Source organism: Halalkalibacter akibai JCM 9157 (assembly GCF_000513135.1).
Classification (GTDB): Bacteria; Bacillota; Bacilli; order Bacillales; family Bacillaceae_D; genus Halalkalibacter; species Halalkalibacter akibai.
In genome coordinates, this window is sequence record NZ_BAUV01000006.1 from 39,018 (window position 1) to 64,343 (window position 25,326).

General features: G+C 37.7%; 28 protein-coding genes. 7 read left to right on the forward strand and 21 right to left on the reverse strand.

All coding sequences use genetic code 11. The annotated features are described in order from the left end of the window. Positions 1-83 precede the first annotated feature (83 nt). Entirely contained in the window at positions 84-3,428 is a 3,345-nt protein-coding gene (gene dnaE, locus JCM9157_RS05360) for a DNA polymerase III subunit alpha (protein WP_035662892.1), read from the reverse strand. Between the two features lie 201 nt (positions 3,429-3,629). Between dnaE and ytrH the strand changes: the two genes are divergently transcribed. The 3 genes from ytrH (at position 3,630) to JCM9157_RS05375 (ending at position 4,770) form a co-directional block, all read left to right on the forward strand. Then, positions 3,630-3,965: a sporulation membrane protein YtrH gene (ytrH, locus tag JCM9157_RS05365; RefSeq protein WP_081734064.1), complete on the forward strand. Its 336-nt coding sequence runs from the start codon at positions 3,630-3,632 to the stop codon at positions 3,963-3,965. Continuing rightward, entirely contained in the window at positions 3,962-4,465 is a 504-nt protein-coding gene (gene ytrI, locus JCM9157_RS05370) for a sporulation membrane protein YtrI (protein ID WP_035662895.1), read from the forward strand. The genes ytrH and ytrI overlap by 4 nt, the downstream gene beginning before the upstream one ends. A gap of 98 nt (positions 4,466-4,563) precedes the next feature. Then, complete coding sequence (locus JCM9157_RS05375) at positions 4,564-4,770, forward strand: YtzJ family protein (protein ID WP_081734053.1); 207 nt, start codon at positions 4,564-4,566, stop codon at positions 4,768-4,770. Positions 4,771-5,032: 262 nt separating this feature from the next. Here JCM9157_RS05375 and JCM9157_RS05380 read toward each other — a convergent pair whose 3' ends face one another. Beyond that, on the reverse strand, positions 5,033-5,965 hold the full coding sequence (locus JCM9157_RS05380; RefSeq protein WP_035662896.1) for a DHH family phosphoesterase: 933 nt from the start codon (positions 5,963-5,965) through the stop codon (positions 5,033-5,035). Positions 5,966-6,125: 160 nt separating this feature from the next. Between JCM9157_RS05380 and JCM9157_RS05385 the strand changes: the two genes are divergently transcribed. Beyond that, positions 6,126-6,410 carry a YtpI family protein gene (locus tag JCM9157_RS05385; protein ID WP_035662898.1) on the forward strand — a complete coding sequence of 95 codons (285 nt, stop codon included), beginning with the start codon at positions 6,126-6,128 and terminating at the stop codon, positions 6,408-6,410. A 66-nt stretch (positions 6,411-6,476) separates the two neighbouring features. Here the strand turns inward: JCM9157_RS05385 and JCM9157_RS05390 are convergent, their stop codons facing one another. The 4 genes from JCM9157_RS05390 to JCM9157_RS05405 form a co-directional block, all read right to left on the reverse strand. Further along, positions 6,477-7,781, reverse strand: a complete 1,305-nt coding sequence (locus tag JCM9157_RS05390) for a DRTGG domain-containing protein (RefSeq protein WP_035662899.1) — start codon at positions 7,779-7,781, stop codon at positions 6,477-6,479. A gap of 113 nt (positions 7,782-7,894) precedes the next feature. Next, entirely contained in the window at positions 7,895-8,134 is a 240-nt protein-coding gene (locus JCM9157_RS05395) for a hypothetical protein (protein WP_035662901.1), read from the reverse strand. A 91-nt stretch (positions 8,135-8,225) separates the two neighbouring features. Next, positions 8,226-8,909, reverse strand: a complete 684-nt coding sequence (locus tag JCM9157_RS05400; protein WP_173401246.1) for a metal-dependent hydrolase — start codon at positions 8,907-8,909, stop codon at positions 8,226-8,228. A 72-nt stretch (positions 8,910-8,981) separates the two neighbouring features. Further along, positions 8,982-9,833 (reverse strand): YitT family protein, encoded by an 852-nt coding sequence (locus tag JCM9157_RS05405; RefSeq protein ID WP_035662905.1) that lies wholly within the window; start codon positions 9,831-9,833, stop codon positions 8,982-8,984. An 82-nt stretch (positions 9,834-9,915) separates the two neighbouring features. Between JCM9157_RS05405 and JCM9157_RS05410 the strand changes: the two genes are divergently transcribed. Continuing rightward, entirely contained in the window at positions 9,916-11,016 is a 1,101-nt protein-coding gene (locus tag JCM9157_RS05410; protein WP_035662907.1) for a M24 family metallopeptidase, read from the forward strand. 645 nt (positions 11,017-11,661) lie between these two features. Here JCM9157_RS05410 and JCM9157_RS05415 read toward each other — a convergent pair. The 5 genes from JCM9157_RS05415 to JCM9157_RS05430 form a co-directional block, all read right to left on the reverse strand. Continuing rightward, positions 11,662-12,045 (reverse strand): hypothetical protein, encoded by a 384-nt coding sequence (locus JCM9157_RS05415; protein ID WP_035662908.1) that lies wholly within the window; start codon positions 12,043-12,045, stop codon positions 11,662-11,664. Between the two features lie 58 nt (positions 12,046-12,103). Next, positions 12,104-12,862 (reverse strand): SDR family oxidoreductase, encoded by a 759-nt coding sequence (locus JCM9157_RS05420; RefSeq protein ID WP_035662910.1) that lies wholly within the window; start codon positions 12,860-12,862, stop codon positions 12,104-12,106. 153 nt (positions 12,863-13,015) lie between these two features. Beyond that, entirely contained in the window at positions 13,016-13,168 is a 153-nt protein-coding gene (locus JCM9157_RS24570; protein ID WP_156321472.1) for a hypothetical protein, read from the reverse strand. A 77-nt stretch (positions 13,169-13,245) separates the two neighbouring features. Next, positions 13,246-14,634 carry an argininosuccinate lyase gene (argH, locus tag JCM9157_RS05425; protein ID WP_035662911.1) on the reverse strand — a complete coding sequence of 463 codons (1,389 nt, stop codon included), beginning with the start codon at positions 14,632-14,634 and terminating at the stop codon, positions 13,246-13,248. Further along, on the reverse strand, positions 14,634-15,845 hold the full coding sequence (locus tag JCM9157_RS05430) for an argininosuccinate synthase (RefSeq protein ID WP_035662913.1): 1,212 nt from the start codon (positions 15,843-15,845) through the stop codon (positions 14,634-14,636). Before JCM9157_RS05430 ends, argH begins: the two co-directional genes overlap by 1 nt. Positions 15,846-16,084: 239 nt before the next feature. Between JCM9157_RS05430 and JCM9157_RS05435 the strand changes: the two genes are divergently transcribed. After that, positions 16,085-16,384, forward strand: a complete 300-nt coding sequence (locus JCM9157_RS05435) for a hypothetical protein (protein ID WP_035662915.1) — start codon at positions 16,085-16,087, stop codon at positions 16,382-16,384. Between the two features lie 79 nt (positions 16,385-16,463). On the opposite strand, the gene JCM9157_RS05440 is transcribed toward JCM9157_RS05435, so the two are convergent. The 10 genes from JCM9157_RS05440 to sppA form a co-directional block, all read right to left on the reverse strand. Further along, positions 16,464-17,282, reverse strand: coding sequence for an EcsC family protein (locus tag JCM9157_RS05440; protein WP_035662917.1), 819 nt, complete (start codon positions 17,280-17,282; stop codon positions 16,464-16,466). Then, entirely contained in the window at positions 17,279-17,710 is a 432-nt protein-coding gene (locus JCM9157_RS25205) for an HD domain-containing protein (protein WP_235714795.1), read from the reverse strand. The genes JCM9157_RS05440 and JCM9157_RS25205 overlap by 4 nt, the downstream gene beginning before the upstream one ends. After that, positions 17,686-18,222 carry a single stranded DNA-binding domain-containing protein gene (locus JCM9157_RS25210; RefSeq protein WP_235714797.1) on the reverse strand — a complete coding sequence of 179 codons (537 nt, stop codon included), beginning with the start codon at positions 18,220-18,222 and terminating at the stop codon, positions 17,686-17,688. The genes JCM9157_RS25205 and JCM9157_RS25210 overlap by 25 nt, the downstream gene beginning before the upstream one ends. Before the next feature lie 150 nt (positions 18,223-18,372). Next, complete coding sequence (locus JCM9157_RS05450; RefSeq protein ID WP_035662918.1) at positions 18,373-19,560, reverse strand: acetate kinase; 1,188 nt, start codon at positions 19,558-19,560, stop codon at positions 18,373-18,375. A gap of 346 nt (positions 19,561-19,906) precedes the next feature. Further along, positions 19,907-20,905 carry a class I SAM-dependent methyltransferase gene (locus JCM9157_RS05455; protein ID WP_035662920.1) on the reverse strand — a complete coding sequence of 333 codons (999 nt, stop codon included), beginning with the start codon at positions 20,903-20,905 and terminating at the stop codon, positions 19,907-19,909. A gap of 143 nt (positions 20,906-21,048) precedes the next feature. Then, positions 21,049-21,549 (reverse strand): thiol peroxidase, encoded by a 501-nt coding sequence (gene tpx, locus JCM9157_RS05460; RefSeq protein WP_035662921.1) that lies wholly within the window; start codon positions 21,547-21,549, stop codon positions 21,049-21,051. A gap of 90 nt (positions 21,550-21,639) precedes the next feature. Then, positions 21,640-22,095, reverse strand: coding sequence for a GerW family sporulation protein (gene ytfJ / locus JCM9157_RS05465; RefSeq protein ID WP_052012956.1), 456 nt, complete (start codon positions 22,093-22,095; stop codon positions 21,640-21,642). A 17-nt stretch (positions 22,096-22,112) separates the two neighbouring features. Continuing rightward, a complete protein-coding gene (locus JCM9157_RS05470) occupies positions 22,113-22,775 on the reverse strand; it encodes a DUF2953 domain-containing protein (RefSeq protein WP_035662923.1) in 663 nt (220 codons plus the stop codon). An 89-nt stretch (positions 22,776-22,864) separates the two neighbouring features. Next, positions 22,865-23,413 (reverse strand): RDD family protein, encoded by a 549-nt coding sequence (locus tag JCM9157_RS05475; RefSeq protein WP_081734054.1) that lies wholly within the window; start codon positions 23,411-23,413, stop codon positions 22,865-22,867. An 11-nt stretch (positions 23,414-23,424) separates the two neighbouring features. Next, positions 23,425-24,417, reverse strand: coding sequence for a signal peptide peptidase SppA (gene sppA, locus JCM9157_RS05480; RefSeq protein WP_035662925.1), 993 nt, complete (start codon positions 24,415-24,417; stop codon positions 23,425-23,427). Positions 24,418-24,516: 99 nt separating this feature from the next. On the opposite strand from sppA, the gene JCM9157_RS05485 reads away from it, so the two are divergent. Beyond that, complete coding sequence (locus JCM9157_RS05485; RefSeq protein ID WP_148296813.1) at positions 24,517-25,314, forward strand: NAD kinase; 798 nt, start codon at positions 24,517-24,519, stop codon at positions 25,312-25,314. The last annotated feature ends 12 nt before the right edge of the window (positions 25,315-25,326 follow it).

The following is a 25,326-nucleotide window of genomic DNA, read 5'->3' on the forward strand; positions in this document are numbered from 1 at the left end:
AGCATTTCTAATTATATAGAAATTTAATAGAGAAGCCAAGAGAAAATATGAAGATACTAGAGAGTTTATTTTTCCAATCTTTTCTAAGGTTCCTTTACAATCACATTCTCTTCACCAATTAACTTTTTCATACCTGCTAAAAAAGCTGGACTTGTATTAACACTATATTCCTCTGTTAAATGGAGTGTTTGTTTCGTGCGCGCATAATATAAAATTACGGGAATGGTGCCACGGTGAGCCTTTAAGGTTGTTTTCACCATTTCTAACAATTCTTGTGTTTCCAAGTCACTTTCAATTCGAAGATATAATTTCGTTTTCTTAGCGGGGTTAAACGTTTTAACTGAAGCGACTTTGTCTACAATGAATTGAATTCGCTCTTTAGACGAATCAAACCTGCCTTCTAATAAGAAAAGTTCTCCTTCTTCGATCAGATTCATATATTGACTCCACACTCGGGGGAAAAACACTAACTCACAGCTATCAGATTCATCTGATAAAGCTGCAAAAGCCATGCCTTCTCCTTTTTTCGTTTTAATTTTTTTAAGATAGGTCATTAACCCTGCTATTCTAACAACCTTAGTAGATGTTAAAGCTTCATTGATCGTTATCCGTCCATTTGAAGCTAGCACCTTCGTATAAGCTTCAATAGGGTGCCCGGATAAATAAAAACCTAAAGCCTCTTTTTCATAATCTAATTTTTCTTGATCTGAGAGAGGTTCAAGTGTTCTGTATGTAGGAGGCTGTATATCTAAAGTAAAAAGTCCTTCTGTTTCCTCTTGAAACGAATTTACTTCAGAAGCAAAACGAACGGCTTCCTCAACAGCATAAAGAAGTGTCGCGCGATTTTCTCCAAATTCATCCATTGCTCCAGCTTTTATCATATTTTCAATTGCTTTTTTATTAACGATTTTAGGATCGAGTTTAACAGCCAAACTAAACAAATCTGCTATTGTTGTATCTCTTTTCTCAACAACATATTTCGCTGCTTGAAAACCAACATGAGCAATGGGTAATAACCCAAACCTAATTCCTTTTTCTTCGATCGAGAAAAGAATACCACTCTTCAACACAGAAGGGGGATAAACAGGATACCCAGCTTCTTTACATTCTCTAATGTGATGTGCTAGCTTATCAGGCTGGTTCCAAACACCAGATAAAAGAGCAGTATAAAAAGCTAACGGATAGTTCACTTTTAAATAAGCTAAATAGTAACTGATCATAGAATAAGCGACTGCATGACTTCGGTTGAAGCCATAATCGGCAAATCTTTCAATGAGATCGTAGACTTGTTCTATTCCTTCATGCGAATACCCTTTTTTAAGAGCACCTTTTATAAAAGCTTCTTTCTGTTCAGCTAATTCTTCTTTCTTCTTTTTACTAATAGCTCGCCTTAAAATATCAGCTTCGGCAAGAGAGAATCCTGCCATTACAACCGCTATCTCCATAATTTGCTCTTGGTAAATGAGCACCCCGTAAGTTCTTTTTAAAATCGGTTCTAAGTCAGGATGAGCGTAAGAAATAGGGTCATTTCCATATTTACCTTTTACATATGTCGGGATGTACTTCATTGGTCCAGGACGATAAAGAGCATTTACAGCAACGATATCTTCAAATTCTGTCGGCTTTAATTGTTTAAGTGCTTGCCTCATACCAGCCGATTCTAGCTGAAAGACCCCTGTTGTTTCTCCTTTACTCAGTAGGTGATACGTTTCTTGATCATTAAAAGGAATTTCAGAGAGCTTAATATTTATTCCAATTTGCTGTTTGATCAAACTAATAATATTCTCTAAAAGCGATAAATTACGTAAGCCAAGAAAATCAAATTTAAGTAAGCCTAGCTTCTCAACAATATCCATCGTTGCTTGGGTTAACGATATGGTCGATTGACCTGCTTGTAATGCCATCACCTTTGTTAGAGGCTCACTACTTATGACGACTCCTGCGGCATGAGTCGACGCATGTCTAGGGAGTCCCTCTAATCCTTGTGCGATTTCCCATAACTCTGATAATTCTTCTGATTGCGCGATTAAATCTTTAAGAACTGCACTTTCATTTTCAGCTTTTTTAAGCGTCATACCTGGTGCTGCAGGAATTTGCTTAACTAGCTGTTCAATTAAATAACTATCCGTTCCGAGTGCTTTACCAACATCTCGAGTAACCGCCCTTGCTGCCAGCGTTCCAAACGTAATAATTTGAGCGACATGTTCTTTTCCGTATTTTTTTTGAACATAAGCAATCACTTCATCACGACGGTGGTCAGGAAAGTCAATATCAATATCCGGCATCGATACACGCTGATGATTTAAGAATCGTTCAAATAATAGATCATATTGTACCGGATCAACATCGGTAATTTGCAAAACATAGGCCACTAGTGAACCGGCGGCTGATCCACGTCCTGGACCTGTTAAAATCCCACGTTCTCTAGCATATTTCATAAAATCCCAAACAATTAGAAAGTAGTCACTAAATCCCATTCTTTCAATGACCTCTAACTCTTTTTCTAAACGTTCTTTAATGGAATCGGTTATATGTTCATATCGTAATTGAGTGCCTTTTATGCATAATTCTCTCAAAAATTCACTAGAATCTTGAGCTTGACCACTTGGGAATGTTGGTAATTTAGGTTTATCTAACTCTAACTGAACAGAGCATCTTTCTGCTAATATCTGAGTGGCTTGAAGGGCTTTTTCTTCACCTTTATAAAGCTCTTTCATTTCTTCTGGACTCTTCAAATAATACGTAAGCTCTTCTTTAGTTAGAGGATGATCCTCAACTTTTATCCCTTTTTGAATAGCACGGACTACTTGAAATAGCTTAGCGTCCTTTTTTTCTAGAAAGAAACATGGATTTGCCGCAATCACTGGCATTCCTGTTTTTTCTTGAATTTGTTTTATAAGCTGGCTGTCATGCGCATTTGAACTGGACTCAGCTTGAACTTCTAACAGCCAATCACTCGAATGAATGGATTCGAGGTTTTGCCAATTTTTTAACCAATTTAATCCGTCAGTAACACTACATTTTGAAAAAGGACCATTATGATAAGGTAGCACCACCATTAAATCTGTTAATAAAGGCTGGGCTTCTTCTTTCAATAAAGCTTGAACTTTTCCTGATTTATGCCCAATAGCAGTTGCTAGTTGAAGCAAATTTTGATATCCATTTTGATTTTTAGCATAAACTCTTAGCGAGGCTACCTTATTTAAATCTTCACTCATAGTGATTGTTAGTTCTAACCCAAAAATCGGTTTGATTTGATGTTTGATACAAGCTTCATAAAAAGGTACAGCTCCATACATTACATGTTTATCAGTTAATGCAATGGCCTTATAACCTAATTCACTTGCTCTTTTTACTAGTTGTTCTACTCGATTCGTCGATGATAGAAGACTGTATTCGCTATAAACATAATGTGGCACAATCTCCATGTTCAACTCTCCTCATCTTATCTTTGTAAAGATCTTTCCTCTAGTATAGTACAGATTGTCCTTTAATTAATATCAGTGTGCTTAACGAACTTTTATTTTCTGTCATAAAATCTTGATACTTGTCTTATATATGATAGGGATAAGCTTATACGTTTAGAAGAAAGTGATATAGACAAAGTTTAAGAGAGGTGGATCCACATGTTGACTCGCGAACTTCTTGCTACACTCATTATTGATTTCTTCGTTGCTTTTGGAGTGATCATTGGTGGGGCAATCATTGGTGGAATTGGAGCCTTTTTAATAGGAAAACCGCCTTTATCCGTCATACACGATTTAGCTGGCAGTCTAAAGATTTGGGCTATTGTTGCTGCAATTGGAGGGACGTTTGATGCCATTACGAATATTGAAAGAGGTCTTTTTTACGGTACACATGATGATCTCTTTAAAACTGGCTTTATGATTTTAGCAGCGTTATGTGGTGCACACTCTGGTACGGTCTTCATTCAATGGATCGTTGGGGATTCCATAGCATCATGAGGGTTCCTCCCCTTTTTGAGCGTCGAACCGTCCAACGCTTCTTTGCTGGAATTATTCTCGGAATTCTTTTAGGTTGGTTTTTCTTTATTTATCAGTATGGACAAGTGTATGAAGGCTTAATCTTTCGTTTATCTGAACAAGAAGCGACCATTGAATCTTTAGAAAAAAACATAGAAATTCTTGTTAGCGAACAAAAGAAACTAAACGAAGAAAATCAAAAAGATTTAACTGTTCAAGACATCCAAATTCATTTTTTAAATGATCGTAGACTCCGATTAAACCAGTTAACGTTACTTGATCTAAAACAGCAAGCTTTAAATGAATTGCAAGATGTGAAACGAAAAGACATTGAGACTGTTCACAATATGAGACAGCTCATGAAGAGTACCCTTGAAAATAAAGTGTTCCCAGTTGGAGAAAAAAAGTATCAACTCATTGTAAGAGAAACAGATCTTTTTACTACTCTACACATCTATGTTGAAATTGTCCCTTCCAGTTAAATATCACAATTTTTCAAACTCTTTCTAGCCCTCATCAAAATGGAGTATATTTTCGTGTATAATTACATTATAGCTCTTATTTGATAGGAGGGATTAAAATGGACGTTACTGGAAAAGAAATGGTGCTAAATCGTAAAGAAATGGCATTGGAAAAAGTAGACAATATTAAAAATGGCCTATCCGCATTTGCTGAATCCAAAGAAGTAATTGAACTCATTCGTAAAGAATTAGAAAAAAGCAATATACATGTCCATGAGGATGCAACAGAGATTGGTTCTTGGTTTATTCCCGTTGAAGATGTGTAAAGATAGATAAATAAAAAGGACGACAAAATCATTACACTACATTTTGTTGTCCTTTTTTTATGGGTTTTTTCGTAAAAATTGTTGCTATGAAATTGTTTTTTCTGTTAGTGAAATGGAGCGGAAGTCACTCGACTCCTGCGGGAAAAAGAGGTAGGGGCGAGACCCCACAGGCGCAGCCGAGGAGGCTCGCCACCTCCCCGCGGAAAGCGAGTGACTGGAGCACAATGGAACAAACATGTAAAGGACACTCAAGCACCAAAACTTATTTACAAGCGTCCACTAACTTGGCTATGATCTCTTCTGTTTCATCCCATGAATAAGCTGTTGCGCCTGCTGCTCGCGGGTGACCTCCTCCATCGTGTTCCGCCGCTATCTTATTAATAACCGGGCCTTTTGAACGAATTCTGACTCTAATTTTATCAGTATCCTCTACAAAAAACACCCAAGCCTTTAATCCTTCCACATCCGAAAACGCATTTACTAATTGCGACGATTCACTTGATGATACTTGAAACTGCTCTAGATCATCTTTGGTTATCTTCATGACTCCAACAACCTCTGAAATAATAGAGAAGTGTTGTAAAACATATCCTTGTAAACGAGTCATTTTCAACTCTTTTTTATGTAAGTTTGAGTAGAATTTAGTTTGGTCAAAATTTTGTTCAATTAAAAGACTTGTTCGTCTGAGCGTGTCTGGAGTCGTGTTGTCATATAAAAAACGGCCCGTGTCCCCTACAATTCCAGCATACAAAAGCAATGCAGATTCTGGACTAAGTGAATAGCCATGTTTCCCTCCTTGAATAACGAACTCCACGATCATTTCGCTTGTTGAACTAAATGATGGATCAACCCATACTAAATCACCATAAGGTTCTTCGTTAGGATGGTGATCAATCTTAACGAGAAAAGCACCATTGTTAAACCTTTTATCGTCTACTCGCGGTGTATTAGCTGTATCACAAACAATGACTAAAGCATTCTCGTAATCAAGATCTGATACTTGTTCCATGTTACCTAGAAACACAAGCGAGGGTTCTTCTTCTCCTACAACTCGAACTTTTTTCTCTGGATATAACTCTTTAATCAATTGAGCTAAGCCTAATTGAGAACCTAAGGCATCTGGGTCTGGTCTCTCATGGCGGTGAATAATAATGGTTTGATACTCTTTTATTTTCTCTTGAATGGCTTCAATCATTCTCTTATCTCCTTTTGTTCACCGTTCCTACACTAGCAAAAAATCAGCAATCACGATACAATTGCTACTAGAACTGCAACGGCTCTATGACTTAATTTGTTATTAACATAGCATATCTGTTTTCAAACTAAAACTAACATGAAAGAGAGGGTCTTTTTAAATGGATAAATTACTTACTATTATCATTGTTGTATCAGCTGTTTTCTTCTTGTATAACAAGATTAAATCATGGAAAGTAACAGAATCACTTTTAAAACGAATCTATCAAACAAAATCTACTTATGCACTTGGCTTCTTTTTAACTGCTTTTGGAGCTAATTTGCTTATTTTCCCAAGAAGCACAATCGACATGATTGTAGGAGCTGTCTTTTCCATCCTTGGAATAGCGAATGTAATCTTTGGCTACCGGGCGTCTAGACATTATATTGCTCAGTTAGACAACTAAACGGTTCAAAGGGCGTTATCCAAAAAGGTTATTAAATCACCTTTTTAGATAACGCCCTTTTTGATTTTAATCAATTAGCTGTGCCATCATTAATGCTTTTCCTGTAATTTTTCCATTATGATAGAGTTCAACATCAATCTTACCATGTTTTCTACCTACTTCTAGTACCTTGGGCAAGATTGTGATTACACTGTCGATTTGAACAGGTTTAATAAAATAAAGTGTGATGTTTTCAACAACAAGATCACCCTTCTTGAATTTACGTAGTACTCGGCTTCCAATCTCAGTCACTAATGTAGTAATAACACCGTATGAGATCGTTCCAAGTTGATTGGTCATTTGAGGTGTTACTTCACACTGAAAGGCTAGTTCGTCTGTTGAAATATCTTGAATTCGACTTGTAACGATGTCTTCAATCGTTTCTCCAATATGAGGCTGCCTTTGCACCATTTGCAACGCTTTTAAGACATCCTGACGGCTAATAACGCCTAATAGCTTTCTTTGATTATCAATAACAGGGAGTAATTCTATCCCTTCCCACACCATCACGTGGGCAACGGCCGCTACTGAAGTTCGCTCATTTACCGTAATGGGATTACTCGTCATGACTTTTTCAATAGGCGTTTGTTTAGAAGCCCCAAGTACATCCTTTGCAGCCACCATTCCTTGAATCTTCATGTTCGAATCGATGACAGGATAACGGCTGTGACCTGTTTTTTCATTTAAATCATGCCATTTATCAACCGTGTTTTGAGTAGTCATATAATAAGTGTCTTGAAAAGGAATTAATATATCATCAACAAGAACAATTTCTTTTTTGATTAATTGATCATAAATGGCGCGGTTGATCATCGCTGCAACTGTAAACGTGTCATAGCTTGTGGAAATGATCGGTAAATTTAATTCATCTGCAATTGAAATCGCTTCATCACTTGTTCCGAATCCACCAGTGATTAGCACGGCCGCACCAGCTTCAAGTCCAACTTTATGAACTTGGTCACGGTTACCGACAATTAATAAGTTACCAGCCTCTACATATCTCATCATTGCATCAAGTTTCATTGCACCAATGACAAAACGATTAAGCGTTTTATGCAGACCTTCTCTTCCACCTAACACTTGTCCATCAACAATATTGACAACCTCAGCATAGGTCAGTTTCTCAATATTCTCTTTCTTTTTCTTTTCAATCCGGATTGTCCCAACTCTTTCAATTGTACTGACTAACCCTTGATTTTCTGATTCTTTTATTGCACGATAAGCAGTGCCTTCACTTACCGTAAGTGCTTTTGCTATAGACCGGACAGAAATCTTCTCTCCTACTTCTAAATTCGTAATATACTCGATAATTTGCTCATGTTTTGTAGCCATGATAGCCACCACACTTTCACTCGGCTGTTTCACCGAAAAATATAAACTGTATTAATACATATTATACGTGTGAAAGAAGTGACTAGCAAGGCTCACATAAATTACATAGATTATTATCCCCGTAGCCTTGCTCTGACTTTTTCTTGTTTTCTTAAAGGTACAGCTCTCTTTCCTGCTTCGCTTTTCTTATATAACAGGTGTAGTACATTCCCACTTATCACCATAACAGCAAAGACGATCCAAGCCCAGGCAAATAACTGGTCCACTACCGACCCATTCAATGGCAAATATTCAAATCCATAAATAAGCATTGCGGTGGAAAATAAAAAACACATAAAATACCTTTGCTTCATAAGCACCCCTCCAGTCTTTCCTTTCTAAATAAGTATGCTTTTGTAAAAAGAAAAAGACCAAGCCCTTAATCAAAAGGCTTGATCTTCTAGTTTATAAATCGTATGACTCTCCTACTGATAGTGGAAGACCTTTTTTGCCAGATAAGTTATTAGCAAACTCAAATGGATCTTGTTCAATGACAGGGAAAGTATTGTAGTGAATAGGGACAACACGTTTTGCCTGCAACCATTCTGCAGCAATCTCTGCATCTTCTGGTCCCATTGTAAAATTATCACCAATAGGTAGAAAGGCAAGATCAATCTTTGTTTTCTCACCAATTAACTTCATATCACTAAATAGCGCTGTGTCTCCTGCATGAAAAATAGTTTTATTTTCTGCTGTAAATAAAATTCCTGCTGGCATTCCTGTGTACACGATTTTTTGTTCTTCTTCTATCGTGTAAGAAGAACCGTGGAACGCTTGAGTAAGTTTCACTGTACCAAACTCAAATTGATGTGATCCACCTATATGCATAGGGTGTGTCTTGACACCTTGCCAACTTAAAAACGTTGCCAGTTCAAAAGGAGCAATAACTAGGGCATCATTTCGTTTTGCCAATGCCACTGTATCGCCAACATGATCGTTATGACCATGTGTTAAAAGTACCACATCTACCTTTAACTGGTCTGCATCCAAATCACATAGTCCATTCCCTGTAATAAATGGATCAATGATAATACGAGCTTTCTTTGTTTCAATTAACACAACTGAATGTCCATGATAACTAACCTTCAACATGATCGACTCCTTTATGCTATCTATACCCTGTCTATTTTATATTTAAGCATGATTGACTGAATTTCCTGCTTATTTATTATTTTCATTCTGCGAAAAAAAGGTTTGTTTTTTTACGCCAGAAGTTTCGGTTACATAGGATGCTTCAAGAACAGCACTTGGATCAATCGTTAATACAACATCTTTCAGCTTGGGATACATAAAGCGATTCGTAATACAATAAATAATTAAACGCTCATCTCCTGTATAACCGCCTTGACCATATAAATACGTAATCGACACATCCAACTCTTTTAACAGTTTCTCGCCAACTTTGTGAGGATAATCCGAGATAATCATCACTGATTTCCCTTGGTTTAGCCCATCTAATACAAAATCAATCATCTTTGAAACTATATAAAAGACAGCAATACTAAACATCGCTTTTTCTAGTGTGAAAATAAACGCTGCCCCTGTTAAAATAACTGCGTTTACCGCGAGCAAGAACGTACTAATTGGAACGTGAAAACGTCTATTCACCCAGATCGCAATCATCTCCGTTCCATCAACGGCACCACCGGCTTTTACAACTAGTCCTATACCGAACCCTAGTAATAAACCACCGTACAAAACGATTAATACTTCAGATGAAGTAATTGCAGCCATCGGTGCCATCCACCATAGAGCTAGAGTCGTTATGGCATTCGCATAAAGAGTACGGATAACAAATTTTTTCCCCATGAAACGACCTGAGACTAAGAGAGTCGGTACATTTAATCCTAAATACACAACCCATATTGGCCATCCAAGTTGATAATTAAACATAATTGCAATGGCGGTTACACCACCGTCTACTAACCCGTTTGGAGCTAGAATTAATTCTAATCCCATAGCTACAATGATGGCTCCTAATGTTAAAGAAAGGTAGTTAAAAAATAGTTTCATTTAATTTCTCCTCTTCTCTTCTCTTTCTTATTCTATCATATGATGGTAAATTAAGAATAATCTCACGATTGGAGGGACTTTCATGTTACATAATCGACTACAATCCATTCAACATTGGATAAAGAACCAAAAAGCCGCTTACGGAGTCATTCAAGGAAAAGCTAACCTCTTTTATTTAACGGGTTTTCGCTGCGATCCACATGAGCGCTTAATTGCTCTTTTTGTTTTTCCTGACAAAGAACCCTTTCTCATCTGTCCAAACATGGAGAAGCCACTAATCAAACAAGCTGGTTTTGATTTTTTGATTATCGGTTACAGTGACCATGAAGATCCATGGGGCCTCATTAACAAACACTTAGCTTCCATGAGCTTGGTAGGAGAAAAAATAGCCGTTGAAAAAGATATTCTATCCGTAACCAGACTAGAACACCTTCAAACATTGTCTCCTGGTCTTTCTTTTGTCTCCTGTGACGCAGCTTTAATGGAATTGCGTCTAATAAAAAATAGTGAGGAAATTGCGATCCTTCGTGAGGCAGCTAAATTAGCAGACTTTGGGGTTGAAGTTGGTGTCCACGCTTTAAAACAAGGTCGAACAGAAATGGAAATAATAGCTTTGATTGAGTTTGAACTAAAGAAAAAAGGGATAGCTGAAATGTCTTTTGGCACTTTAGTTTTAAGTGGAGAACAATCGGCAAATCCTCACGGAAAACCAAGTATGAAGCCAGTTCAAGAAGGCGAATTTATATTATTTGATTTAGGAGTCGTGCTTGAAGGATATTGCTCAGACATTACTAGAACCGTGATGCTTGGACAACCAAGCGAAGAACAGGAAAAAATCTATCATACTGTTTTACAAGCTCAAGAGGATACATTAAGTTTATGCCGTGAAGGTACCATTTTGGGCGATTTAGATCGAAAAGCGAGATCTATCATTACGAAGGCGGGCTATGGTGACTTTTTTCCTCATAGAATTGGGCACGGATTGGGGACAGAAGTTCACGAACTCCCTTCTTTAAACGAATTAAACACGGATCAGTTAAAAGTAGGAATGACCTTTACAATAGAGCCTGGAATTTACGTTCCTTCTGTTGGAGGAGTGCGAATAGAGGATGATGTTCTGGTCACTTCCACTGGTTATGAGTGTCTTACTAAGTATCCAAAAGAGTTACAAGTAATAAAATAAGGCTTTCATGAGGTTGTTGACTGAATATGCAGAACTCACTTGCTTGAAGGATTTACTTGAGAGTTTAGTCATTTTCTTTTGGAGAGGCTGGTTGGTTACTTGTTCTCTATATGTTCGTTTCATTCCGCTCCAGTCACTCGCTTTAGAGGCCACTGAGAAAAGGTGAAAAACACACCTTTTCAGTGGCCTTCTCGCTTTCCGCGGGGAGGTGTCGAGCCTCCTCGGCTGTGCCTGATTGATTTTCCGAAGCATATTCTCTTTAGGGACAACTAGTTCATAGATGTCCCTAAATGGACTGAGCGCAATCGTTTCTTCATTGAGATCATTAGGTTCACCTTCATCTATATAATACTTAAATTATAAAATAAATGATGGTGAAATAGTTTATAAAAATAAACAAGTTAGAACGTTGAAGAGAAGGAAAATTCTATCTTTCCTCAAATCAAAGCGGACGGGATGGGGGGCCGACTCCTGCAGGAGGAAAGGGCAAGTGGAAATCCACCGGCGCAGCCGGTTAGTTCCACGCCCGCCTGCGGAAAGCGTGCCCCCATCCCGGTAGCGGGTTCGAAGCGAATTTTCAAGCCCGCTATTTTCAAATAAAGAAAGCCTGAGTAATTCCTTATGGAATGCCTCAGGCTTTTGCTATTAACGATCTTTATTCCAAACCCATGTATGCAATCGACTATCACTATCCATATAGCGAATGTCTACACGTTCTAAATTAGGATAATCTGATTGTTTTAATCGTTCCACAAAACTGGAGACATTTTCATTTTCATCAAACTGTAACACTTCTAAAATGTGTTCCATTTTGTCTTTTGCTAAGTCTCCCTTTATTACACGTTCACCTTGCTCATATTCATATTTATTCGGGCTATCGTATTCCCACTCATACTCAGTTCCTTGTTCTACCACTGTAATCCGTAAAGAAAAAACGGACATTAGTTCCGTTCCCGCGGCACTAGCAGGAGAAGCCAAAAGAATGGTTAGTAAAAGTAATACGCCTTGGATAAAACACCATTTTCGCATATACATCACCTCACCTTTATAATGCACACTCAAATGAAGTTATATGCAAAATTTAACATTAACGATATCTATGGATCACATCTACTCCACCTGTCACTTCTAAAACGGTTCCAGTAACCATATCTGCGTTCTCTTCACATAGGAAAAGAACGGCACGGGCGATATCTTCACCTGTTCCTGACCTACCTATAGGCGTTTCGCTATCACGATGTTGTCTTGCATCATCAATTGTTGCTTCTTTCATTTCTCCTAATATATTCCCAGGACAAACCATATTCGCTGTAATTCCATACTCCGCTTCTTCAATTGAAACAGTTTTCATTAATGAAACAAGCCCTACTTTTGCAGCGGCATAAGCTGAACGATAAATCCATCCTGGAGCACTATTTGCTCCTTGAAATCCGTATGTAATAATTCTTCCAAAATGTTGTTTTCTCATAATCGGAACAATTTTTCTAAGTAGATGGTAAACGGCACTTAAATTTCCTTCGATCATGTTATTCCATTCATCTTCCTCATAATCGACTAGCTTCTTTCGCTCAAACACATAAGGACCAGCATTATTAATGAGCAAGTCAATTGTTTGAAAACGTTCCAAAGCCATATCTACCGCTCGGTCAATATCATTCTTTTTCGTTACATCCACTTGAATAAACTGCAAGTTCTGTTCAAATTCCAGCCACCGATTTCGTAGCTTCTCTACAGCCTTCTCATCACTTCGAAAGGTAACGGTAACAGAGTAACCGTTCATTAACAGAGCTTCTGTCACCTGAACTCCGAGTCCTTTTGTTCCAGCTGTTATAAAGGCATGACGCATGAAACATTCCTCCTCACCCAAAAAACTCGAGGTCGTTCAATAGACCTTCTTTATCATACTATGTTTTCTATTGATAGTAAAAAAAGAGACTGACTAATAAGGGCCTTAATAGCATTTAGCTATCTTAGTCACTTAAAAATCAATCTCTAATTTCTAGTATTTCGTTTTGTCGTATTGATGCTCCATTTCATCCTGATGACGCTGCTCATCATGTGTACCATGGCTATATGAGTCCATTACCTGTTGATGTACAGTCATTTCTCCGTCTGCATCATAGGTTGCATTCGTTAACTTATGCTCTTTCATGTGGTTGCCCCTCCCTCCAAGGTAAATAATTTACTCTGTTAGTATGGGCACAACTACCATTAATATGTGAAAGAGAGTTAAGCTTTACTTGAAAATGTTAAAGCATGCTCTGCTTTTTCAAGAGCTTTCTTAACTTGATCAAATCCAGTTCCACCTGCACTGTTCCGACGAGCTACAACCGTCTTTGGATGCAAAACATCAAATATATTTTCTTCAAATAGATCACTTGCTTCCTGATAATCAGAAAACGGTAAGTCAAGCAGGAACACACCTTTTTGAATAGCTACTAAAACAAGTTTACCTACGACCTCATGGGCTTGACGGAACGGCATTCCCTTTGTTGCTAGGTAGTCAGCTAGCTCAGTTGCATTTGAAAAATCCTGATGAACAGCTTTCTCCATTTTATCTGTATTCACTGTCATGGTCTCAATCATACCTGCGAAGATATTTAAAGATCCTTTTACTGTTTCAACAGTATCAAACATACCTTCTTTATCTTCTTGCATATCTTTATTGTAAGCTAAAGGAAGCCCTTTTAACGTTGTTAATAGCGAGAACAAATTCCCGTAAACACGCCCTGTTTTTCCACGAATTAGTTCAGCCATATCAGGATTTTTCTTTTGAGGCATAATACTTGAACCTGTTGCAAAAGAATCGTCCATTTCAATAAATTGAAATTCTTGTGTAGACCATAAAATTAATTCTTCACAAAGGCGAGATAAGTGCATCATTAACATAGAGGAAGCACTTAAAAACTCAACAATAAAATCACGATCACTTACCGCATCTAGGCTATTATGATAAATATCATCAAAACCTAATAATTCAGCAGCGTAAGCACGGTCAATTGGAAAAGTTGTACCCGCCAATGCACCTGCTCCTAATGGAGATATATTTAAACGTTTAAAACTATCTTCATAACGACCATAGTCACGCTCTAGCATCCAAAAATAAGCAAGCAAATGATGAGCAAATGATACTGGTTGCGCACGTTGTAAATGTGTATAACCAGGGATCAGTGTCTCTACATGTTTTGTCGCTTGTGTATAAAGAGCTTCTTGTAACTTCTTCACAGCTGACATGATTTCTTTTGTATTATTACGTAAATATAAATGCATATCTGTTGCTACTTGATCATTACGACTTCTACCAGTGTGAAGTTTACCGCCAACTGGACCAATCTCATCAATAAGCATTTTCTCAAGATTTAAATGAATATCTTCTTCTGAAACAGAGAACTCAAGCTCTCCTTTTTTGGCTTTCTCACGAAGAATGTTTAAACCCGATTTAATTTGTTCCACTTCTTCTGCTGGAAGAATGCCACATTTCCCAAGCATTGTTACGTGCGCTAAACTTCCCTCTATATCTTCGTCCACAAGTGCCTGATCAAAGCCGATCGACGCACCGAATGCATCGACCCACTCCTCAGCCGTTTTCGTGAAACGTCCACCCCAAAGCTTTGTCACTATTGTGTGACCTCCTTCTTCTCTTTGTTGACCATTGCATTTACTTTTGTTGATAATCCCCAAAGTGAGATGAAACCAACTGCCGCACTGTGATCAAATTCATCATCTGTAGAATACGTTGCTAGCTTTTCATCGTATAGTGAATACGGAGATTTACGTCCTTCTACAATTGCATGACCTTTGAATAATTTAACACGCACAACGCCCGTTACCGTTTTTTGTGTTTCAGCTAAGAATGCTTGTAATGCCTTTGTAATTGGCGAGAACCAAAGACCATCATAGATAACTTCAGAAAGCTTTTTAGAAATAACTGGTTTGAAATGCGCTACTTCTTTCGTTAAAGTAATATCTTCTAATTCTTTATGTGCTTTGATTAGAGTCATCGCTCCAGGGCACTCATACACTTCACGAGACTTAATTCCAACTAAACGGTTTTCTACATGGTCAATACGTCCTACACCATGCTTTCCTGCAACTTGGTTGAGTTCAAGAATTAATTGATCTAGTTGATAAGCTTTGCCATTTAACGAGACAGGTACACCTTGCTCAAAACCAATCTCAATGATTTCAGCTTGATCAGGAGTGTTTTCCAAAGAAGCTGTTAGCTCGTATGCTCCTTCTGGTGGTGTTGCCCAAGGATCCTCAAGGATTCCGCACTCATTTGCACGTCCCCATAAGTTTTGGTCAACTGAGTATGGATTATCCAAGTCAACTGGAATTGGGACATTATTTGCTTTTGCATAGGCAATCTCTTCATCACGAGACCAGCCCCACTCACGTACTGGTGCAAGAACTTTTAAATTAGGGTTTAAGGCTTGAATCGAAACCTCAAAACGAACTTGGTCATTTCCTTTTCCTGTACAACCGTGAGCAACCGCACTAGCTCCAACTTGCTCAGCAATTTCCACTAACTTCTTTGAGATAAGAGGACGAGAAAGTGCAGATACAAGTGGATATTTTTCTTCATACATTGTGTGAGCTTGCAAAGCAGGTAAAACAAAATCTTCAGCGAATTCCTTTTTCGCATCAATAGAATAAGATTCAATTGCACCAACATCTAAAGCTTTTTGTTTTACAAAATCTAGGTCTTTACCTTCACCTACATCTAATCCTACAGCAATAACATCGTAACCTTTATCTGATAACCACTTAATTGCAACTGATGTATCTAAACCACCCGAATATGCTAATACAACTTTCTCTTTACTCATCTCTCATAACCTCCAGTGAATATTAATACTTAAAATATTATTTTTATACATACTTATTCAAAAAAATGAGTGCTCTCATTACTCGCACCAAATTGCATAAAACCAAAATCAATTCTTATTAATATTCATTACTTTAACAGGGGTACTTGGTTTTGGCAAGTAATTTTTTTGTTTTTTTAGTTGTTTTTAATTCCATTTTCAGCAAGCATTCGCTAATATTTAAATTGAGGTGATATGCAGTGACAATTGAATTCATATACGATCAACGTCTCGACCTCTTTCTTCCTTCTATTGATGGATCATGGCATGAAATTAGCAAAGAACAACAAGAACAAATATTAGCAAAATGGGAGACGATTAGAGGAATCATTCCAGATCGTATTAAGGAAATTGAACAAACGATAGAACTAGTTCATCAACAATTAACCGAGGAAGAAGATTTTGATCGTTCCTGTGAACTTAACCTTAAAATGGCTGAGCTTGCATCAACTATTAATGAATTATGGATTTGGTTTCGAGTAACACCTACAATGACATAGTAAGTATAATAGCCACTTTTGTTGCCTGTTTTATTTTAATTTAAGAAAAAGACTGTTAGCATCGCTAACAGTCTCCCTTTTATATCCATTCATCTAACAGTCTTCTTTTTTGATAAAAGCGCTGTCCAATTTCAATCACTTGTTGAGAAAAACGATAATTCATTCCAGCCCCAACTGCCATCCCTACAAGAGGCACGCCTTGAATTAATTTCTTGCGAAGCATCGTTATAACGAAACTCTTGATTAATTGATTCGTTAACTGCTCAAGGCTCTCTTGCTTGAGAATCGAGTCATCACCTTCATAAAAAACATGATCCCGATCTTGCTGTTCCACTTCCTCAATCAACTTGTCCCACTCTTCGGCTTGATAAGCCTTCGGTAATGTCGCTACGTAAAATAACTTCAATAAATTAACCATTTCGATAGGGCGTCTTACATCATAGCCATAAACTAACGCTAGATACTGCAGAGATCGCAATTGAATGACAGCAAGAGCAGGAAGATCGGCTAGCAAAAGGAAAGTTCCTCCCATTCCTGTTAAACCACCTTGCCCTAAAGCAAGCAAGCGTTGTTTGGCCATTAATTGTTCTGCTAAGTAATCAAGTTGTTCTAACGGAAGATTTTGAAGTTCTTCAACTTCTGATATATGAGGCGCAAAAATTCGAGCATGTGAAATGACTCTTTTCTTCGTTTCTTCATATGAATGACTGTTTTGTAACCAAGCATGAAAATGAATCAAGCAAGCATCCATTTTTTCTAACCATTTCTGCTTTTGTTTTGGTCCTAGCTGTTGTAACACACGTTCATTCCACTTATGATAAGTTCCACCTAGGTCTGTTGCATCATAATGGAAAAATAACTCTTCCCATTCTTTTATTTCATTCCATCTTTGATTCATTCGTATCCCTCTTTACTCGTATACATTTTTCTTTTAAACATAGGCGAGTATGTCCACTCTTCGTTTGATCGTTCTTGTATCATTTCAAACGCATGCAACATCGTATTCATTTGCTTAATATGTTGAAAAAAGACAGCCTCCGCCGTTTTAGGAGAAACCGGACTTCCAAATCCATTTTGTATCTCTCCAAACTGACTCGCAATACAATGCTTTACTTTCATTAATTCAACATTACTTGTTGAAATTCCTGCTTCTCTAGCCGCATCTTGAATGAGTTCAAGCCCTAGCGTTATATGACCTAGTAATTCTCCAGCAGTTGTATAATCAGGGGCAACTGCCTCAGTAAATAGTTCTGTTTTACCTATGTCATGGAGTAAGCAAGCTGTTAAAATGACATCACGGTTTAATTGAGGATAAAGAGGAAGCAACTGCAACGCGCATTGACTAATATGAACAATATGATCCAAAAGCCCAGCATAATAGGGTGATGATAATTTTTAGATGCAGGAATTGTCGTCAGTCTGTCCCGAAGCGGTTTTCGCTTATATAAAGTCTTGATGACCTCTGCAAGTGTTGGAGAGTGTACTTCTTCCATGATTAAACGCAATTCGTGCCAAAGTGCCTCTCTTTGAACCCCTTCTCTTGAAATCAATTCAGATACATTCACTTCATCTTCTTCGGTCGCTAAACGAATTCTTTTTATATTTAATTGTTGTTGCCCACGATACGTAATGATAGTCCCTTCAATTTTGACTATTGATTTTTTTACTAATTGTTTTTTTTGTTCTATAGTTATGTCCCACAGCCTGGCGAGCATCATATGCAAATTTCGTTGAATTGTAAAATTTGCATACTCACTACCATTTGAAGCTTGTTTTATTTCTCTATCTCTAATTAGAAAGAAATCAACTATGGTTTCTCCTTCAGTCCATTCGTTCACAATCATTCCTCCCTATTCGCTACTTCTTCATTCTATGCGAGATAGAAAGTATTCAGTCTTAATGATAGCTTGCCATCTTAGAAAATGTAAAGTGAGGTACTTATTTGATAAAACCCCCTAAGGATTATACCTTAGGGGGTCCAGAAAGTCTTATTGTGATAAGCGAACAGTATCGCGTGCAATCATTACTTCTTCATTTGTTGGAATGATTAGAACTTTAACAGGTGAATGTGGATAGTTAATGAAAGCTTCTTTTCCACGGACTTTATTTAGTGCTGGATCCCAATAAACACCCATAAACTCAAGACCCTTTAATACGCGCTCTCGAATGACATCACTATTTTCACCAATACCTGCAGTGAATATGATCGCATCAACACCACTCATACGAGCAGCATATGAACCGACATATTTATGGATTCTAGAAGTGAATACTTCTAGTGCTAACTCCGCACGCTCATTTCCAGATTCCGCTTCACTTTCAATATCACGAAGGTCACTTGAGAAACCAGAAACCCCTAAAAGTCCACTACGCTTATTTAATGTATCTAGTACGCCGTTTGCATCTTGACCTGTCTTTTCCATGATATAAGGAATTAAAGCAGGATCTATGTTACCCGAGCGAGTTCCCATTGTTACACCAGCAAGAGGAGTAAAGCCCATTGACGTATCAATTGATTTCCCTCCTTCAATTGCTGCTATACTAGCACCATTACCAAGGTGACATGACAACAGTCGAAGTTGCTCAAGCGGACGTCCTAATAACTCAGCTGCACGTTCAGAAACATATTTATGAGAAGTACCATGGAAACCATATTTACGGATCCCATATTCTTTATAGTACTCATAAGGTAAACTATATAAGAAAGAAGACTCTGGCATTGTTTGATGAAAAGCTGTATCAAACACAGCTACTGCAGGAACATTAGGTAAAACCTCTTTGAAAGCCTTAATTCCCACTACGTTAGCAGGATTATGTAACGGAGCAAGCTCAGATACTTCCTCGATTCCCGCTAGAACTTCATCAGAGATCAAAACGGAATCATTAAATTTTTCTCCACCATGCACAACACGATGACCAATTCCATCAATCTCGTCTAGTGATTGAATAATCCCTAAACCTGTAAGCTTGTCCAATAAAGTTTTAACTGCAAACGCATGATCAGGGATATTAAGCGTTTCTTTATTTTTCTCTCCATTAACTTCAATCGTAAACACACCATCTTCTAGACCAATACGCTCAACAAGACCTTTTGTCACAACAGTCTCTTCCGGCATATTTAACAGTTGAAATTTCAATGAAGAACTACCAGCATTAATCGCAATAATCTTTGCCATTTTTTTAAATACAGCTCCTTTTTTAATTCAAGCTAAACCATTTATACCTCTTTCATTTAAGCATCACAAAACAACCATTTCAAGCAAATTCAACGATTTACAACCATATTCATTATATTCAGATTTGAAAACGGTTCAGAAAAACGGTTACATCCAAACCAACAAAAAAGGAAGCGCTTTTCTTCCTTTTTTGTTGGTTTGGATGCGGTGGGCATAGCCGGGGCCCGCTCTTAAGATAAACTGAGCGCTCTTCTCAGTTTAATCGCGCCCCGCGCGGAGCCACCGCCACTTCACCGATATTCAGAAGCGCTTTTCTTCCTTTTTTGCTGGTTTGGATGGCTTGCCGTTATAGTATACGTAATTCTTTCTCAAACCATTTATTAATTTGTTTAATCATATCAGCTAATGCTTCTTTATTCTTAAAGGAAGGTAACTCTGCAAGTAAAGCTTGCTTAGGAACAATCACTTTATCTCCTTTTTTCTGAAGCATAAAAATACTCTTTCCAGCTTGCTGTGATTGAAACATTGTCTTCGGTAGTTGAAGCAACCCTAAAATATTGGCTTCTTTTTTTATGAAATCATGTAACTGCTTAGCCTGTTCACTCTCAAAGAGGAAGTTAGGCACAACAAAAAATAAGTATCCGCCAGCTTTCGTCTTCGCAATGGCTTGTTCAATCATCAGATGATGGATAAAAGAATGTCCTTCCTCTGATTTCAATGTATAAGATTGTGCCACATCATCCTTCGGGTAATAACCTACTGGTAAATCTGTTACAACAAGATCGACTTCCGGTAATGCGAGAGGTTCAACACTGTCTTTATGAAACAATTGAATTTCATGTTTTTGTAAATTCGCGCTAACAAACGCTAGTTTTAGTAATGTCTCATCAACTTCAAAGCCGTAAGCTTGTAGTGGACAAGTTGTTTGATTGGCTAAGGCTGAAAGTAAATTACCTGATCCAACCGCCATATCAAGCAAACTAACGTCTTGTTTATTTTTCCCGATCACCTTATTAACTAAATAACTAATGAAAAGGCATACTGCATCTGGTGTCATAGAGTGATGAGGTTGAACTACACCTTTCATTCCCTTTAAGACGGCTAGTTGAAAAGCTTTTCGAACTTCTTCTTGTGTGAATTCAACCGCTTTAATTTTTTCCAACCTTTCCTGTAGCCATAACTGCTCTTTTTCTAAAACGGTTTGACAGATCTCTCCTGTAAATAAGTTTTCACCAGCTTCTGCAATTCCTTCGAGGTATGTTACCGTCCAGTGTTCTTCTAAAAAAGTGGCCGTTTCATCTAAGTATGTATATAGTACTTCTGTTTTGGTTGTTTCTACTTTCATGATCATTTCTCTCCTCTAGTCTTACATGAAATCATTATCTTTGCCTTAGTCATCATTTTAACTAAACTGATACGATATATACAAAGGTTTCCCACACCAATGAAAAAACCTGCTGAATCTAGCAGCAGGTAAAAGGTAATTACTTATTTAGCTGCTTTAGCAGCCTCGATTGCAGCTTCATAATTAGGATGACTAGTAGCTTCAGATACGTACTCCACATACGTTACTACATCATTAGAATCAATTACGAATACTGAACGTGCAAGTAAACGTAATTCTTCTATCGCTACGCCAAAAGCGTTACCAAAAGACAGATCACGATGGTCTGAAACCGTTTCTATATTTTCAATTCCCGCCGCTGCACACCAGCGCTTTTGAGCAAATGGTAAGTCAACACTTACTGTATAAACTTGAACGTTAGGAAGACCAGCCGCTTCTTCATTAAAACGACGAGTTTGCTGATCACATACGCCTGTATCAATAGAAGGAATAACACTAATTAAGCGCACTTTCCCTTCAGAATTAGCCAGAGTAACTTCAGACAAGTCATTTGCTAAAACTGAAAAATTAGGAGCCTTGTCCCCTACTTTCACTTCAGAACCGATCAATGTAACAGGATTATTTTTAAACGTGACAGATGCCATAGAAAATTCCCCCTTAGAAAATATGTACATCCTTATATTACATGAGTTTCTAAAAATATGCCAAAAAAAAGAATGGGGAGACCCCATTCTTTATAGTGGTGGTGTTTGGTTATCAGTCGTTGTAGTGTTTGGTGTTGCAGGAGGAGGTGTCGCTTGAGTTCCACCATTTGAACCGTTTCCGACCATTTGTTGAATTTTCTCAACAACTTGTGGAGCAAAATCAAGTAATTTTTCGTATAAGTGAGTGTTGCTGTCTAAGTGAACCATTTTTACACCTTCACTATTTACAACTAAAAAGGCAATTGGTGTAATAGATACTCCGCCACCACTACCTCCACCAAATGGATGGGCATCTTCTTGCCCGTGGTGATCTACTACAAATTCACTACCACCAGCAGCAAAACCAAAACCTACTTTTGAAACAGGCATAATTACGCTTCCGTCTGGTGTCTCTACAGGGTCACCAACGATCGTATTTACATCGACCATTTCTTTTAAGTTTTCCATTGCTGTCATCATTAATCCTTGAATTGGATGGTCTGTCATATCGTTTCCTCCTAAAGTTACATATTTTTTTCAACCGAGGCATTGGTTCTTACTCGCTTCGGTCTTCTTCTCCAATGCTTGAGTAGCATTAGGCCTGCAATGATAGCATGCCCTATTCTAAAAGAAATAATGCATGATAAATGTGTGTGTGAAACCATTGCTTGAAAATGAGGATTAATTGTAAGTTTTGGCATCTTTCTTATTCTCATAGTGTTACCAACAATTCCAATAATACTCCCCTTTAATGCCCAAATCGCCCCAATAAGTTGAGCCGTATGAGCAGCATCGCCTACCCCAATGTCCGAGTGCCACCTAAAGTGATTAACATGGACCTTCTTTAAAAATTTTCTAACGATTTTATGCAATCCAACAACATGATCTAAAAATCGCTTTAGCCATCGAAGATCTTCAACAATAAGTTCTGGAGTGATAGGGAGTTTATTCTTCATTTTCATTCCTGCAATCTCATGTTCATCCTCGACGATAACTGAAGCAGAGTCATCATCTACTTTAATAACTGGTGCTGAAAACGTATAAACCCGCATTTTCCAAATAAAGGTTTTTACTTCTAACAGGTCATCGTCTTGATGATGTCGATAAAGGATGTCGATTTTCACTTTTGTGATCGCAATTACCACAAACAGAAAAATAAGTCCAATTATAATATATGTCCAAACCATACCATTCTCCCTTTATACATGTCGATTATATCTAGTTTCTCCCAATTAATACGAAATAAACCTGTCAATTTTGACAGGTTTATCGTTTCTTATTTATGAAGTTCGTGAACGACGATTGTATCAGCAATATAATCATGCAACCCTTGTTTTCTTTCCGTGAAAGCAACCATCACATAAATAGCATACAAAAGGAAAAAAGCTTGATGAATAAAACGACCAATTGCTTCTCTAAATATAATTTGATTCCACGTTAATTCCTGTTCACTTAATGATATCACAGTTAAACCAAGTACCATTTTCCCTACCGTTTGACCATATTGCTTCGTCATGATTGCAAAGTACAGGAAGAAAATCAATGCACCGAAGATGGTTTCCACAGTAAATGGTCCGAGTGAAACACCACTTAAATTCATATAACGAATAATCGGGTTAACGAACAACAACTGAATAGAAAATACCGTAATTAAGTCTAATAAAAAAGCCCATAACCTCACCCAAAATCCTGCATATTGATAAATCGGAGGAGAGATTTCTTCACTTTTTTGCGATTGTCTTAATATGTTTTCTCGATTAGGTTTCAGCCGATGTCTTAGTCGGTTGTTAACCACTCTCTTACGCTGCTCCGCTAGTTGATTCACTTGTCTCCCCCCTACTCTTTATAAATATACTTTAATGTCGGCGAGCGATGTGTCGATAAGATTCTCTCAAGACTTGCTAATTCATGATCTGCTCGAAACAGTTGTTGTAGTGACATCGAAAAAAACTGTGGCAACCCAACATGTGCCTCATATTTAATCACATTATAATGCCCAACCTCTGATCTCATCATCGCAATCGTATCATCTAAATTTCCAAGTTCATCTACCAAGTTCAAATCAAACGCTTGTTTACCCGTGTAAATTCGACCGTCAGCGATTCTACGAACCTCAGCTTCAGACATGTTTCTTCCCTCAACAATGATTCGAACAAATTCATCATAAGATTCATCAATAATCGACTGCAAAATTGCTCGATCACCGTCCGTCATTTCTCTTGTTGCTGACATAATATCTTTATATGGTCCACTTTTAATTGTATTAATTTGAACACCGTAATTTTCAGCAAGTTGCGAAACATTGATTGATTCCATAATGACACCAATTGAACCTGTGATCGTCTGAGGGCTTGCCACAATTTTATCGGCTGGCGCTGCGATGTAATAGCCCCCAGATGCAGCCATGCTTCCCATTGAAACGTAAATAGTTTTGTTATGTTCATTTTTCGCACTTAGAATTTTTTCATAAATTTCTGCACTCTCAACTACTCCACCACCAGGGGTATTTACACGCAAGATCATTCCAGCAACGGTCGGATCCTCTGCTGCATGCTCTATTTGCGAAAGAAACATCTGATGCCTATAGCCAGTTGTTTGAAAAAGCCCACCGTCCCCTGTATCTTGAATCGTACCATTTAACTCTAATACGACAATGGATTGCCCCATTTCTTCTCCTGCATCCATTACTTCTTGTGTCCATTGATGTCCAGAACTATCTAGAAATGAATTAGCATTTGAAAACATCATTGTTGTCGCTGCATTAAAAATAACTGCTACAAATAAAATCATAGCAACTGCAATTAAAGCTAACCAACGTTTTCGACTCATATCTCACCCTCCAATATTTTTCTGGTTCTTTTTCCCAATCAATGGTTATGATAACATAGAATACGAATTATTGACATTTCCATGAGAGGGTGTACGAACGTGTCAGTTAGAAATCATTTATATTTATCTTATAAAAAGACAGAAGAAATGGAAAAAGTGGTTCAACCAATTAGTGAGCTTGCCACGCAGCATGGATTTACCTTAGTCTCTAACCCAGTCGAGGCAAATATCATAGCAAGCATTGGAGGGGATAATGCTTTTTTACAAGCTACCAGAAAAACAGGTTTTAGAGACGATTGCTTATATGTTGGAATTAGTGTTGATTCTAGTGGGTTTTACACTGACTTTACTATTCAAGAAATAGAACAGGTGATTCAAGCCATTAAAAACGAAGAAGTCGAGGTAAGAAGATACCCTATTCTGAAAGTAACCGTTGACCATGAAAAGCCATTTTATTGTTTAAATGAATGTTCTATACGGTCAAATGTTATCAAGACGTTTGTCATCGACGTTTTTATAGATGAATTACATTTTGAAACCTTTCGTGGCGATGGAATGATCGTTTCTACACCAACTGGAAGTACAGCTTACAATATGTCTGTGAACGGAGCAGTGGTGGATCCCACTTTGCCTTCACTTCAAGTAAGTGAGATTGCTTCTTTAAACAATAATGATTACCGAACTTTAGGGACTTCGTTTTTACTTGGCGCCAATCGCAAGCTTACATTGAAAGTTGTTCAAGATGGAAATGATCATCCTATTATTGGAGTAGATAATGAAGCGTTGAGCATCCGGCATGCTAAGGAGATTAAGATGGAGTTAGCCGAGAGGCATATTAAAGTATTAAAACTTAAACATAATTCGTTCTGGGAAAGAGTACAACGGAAATTTTTATAGGGTTGACGAATG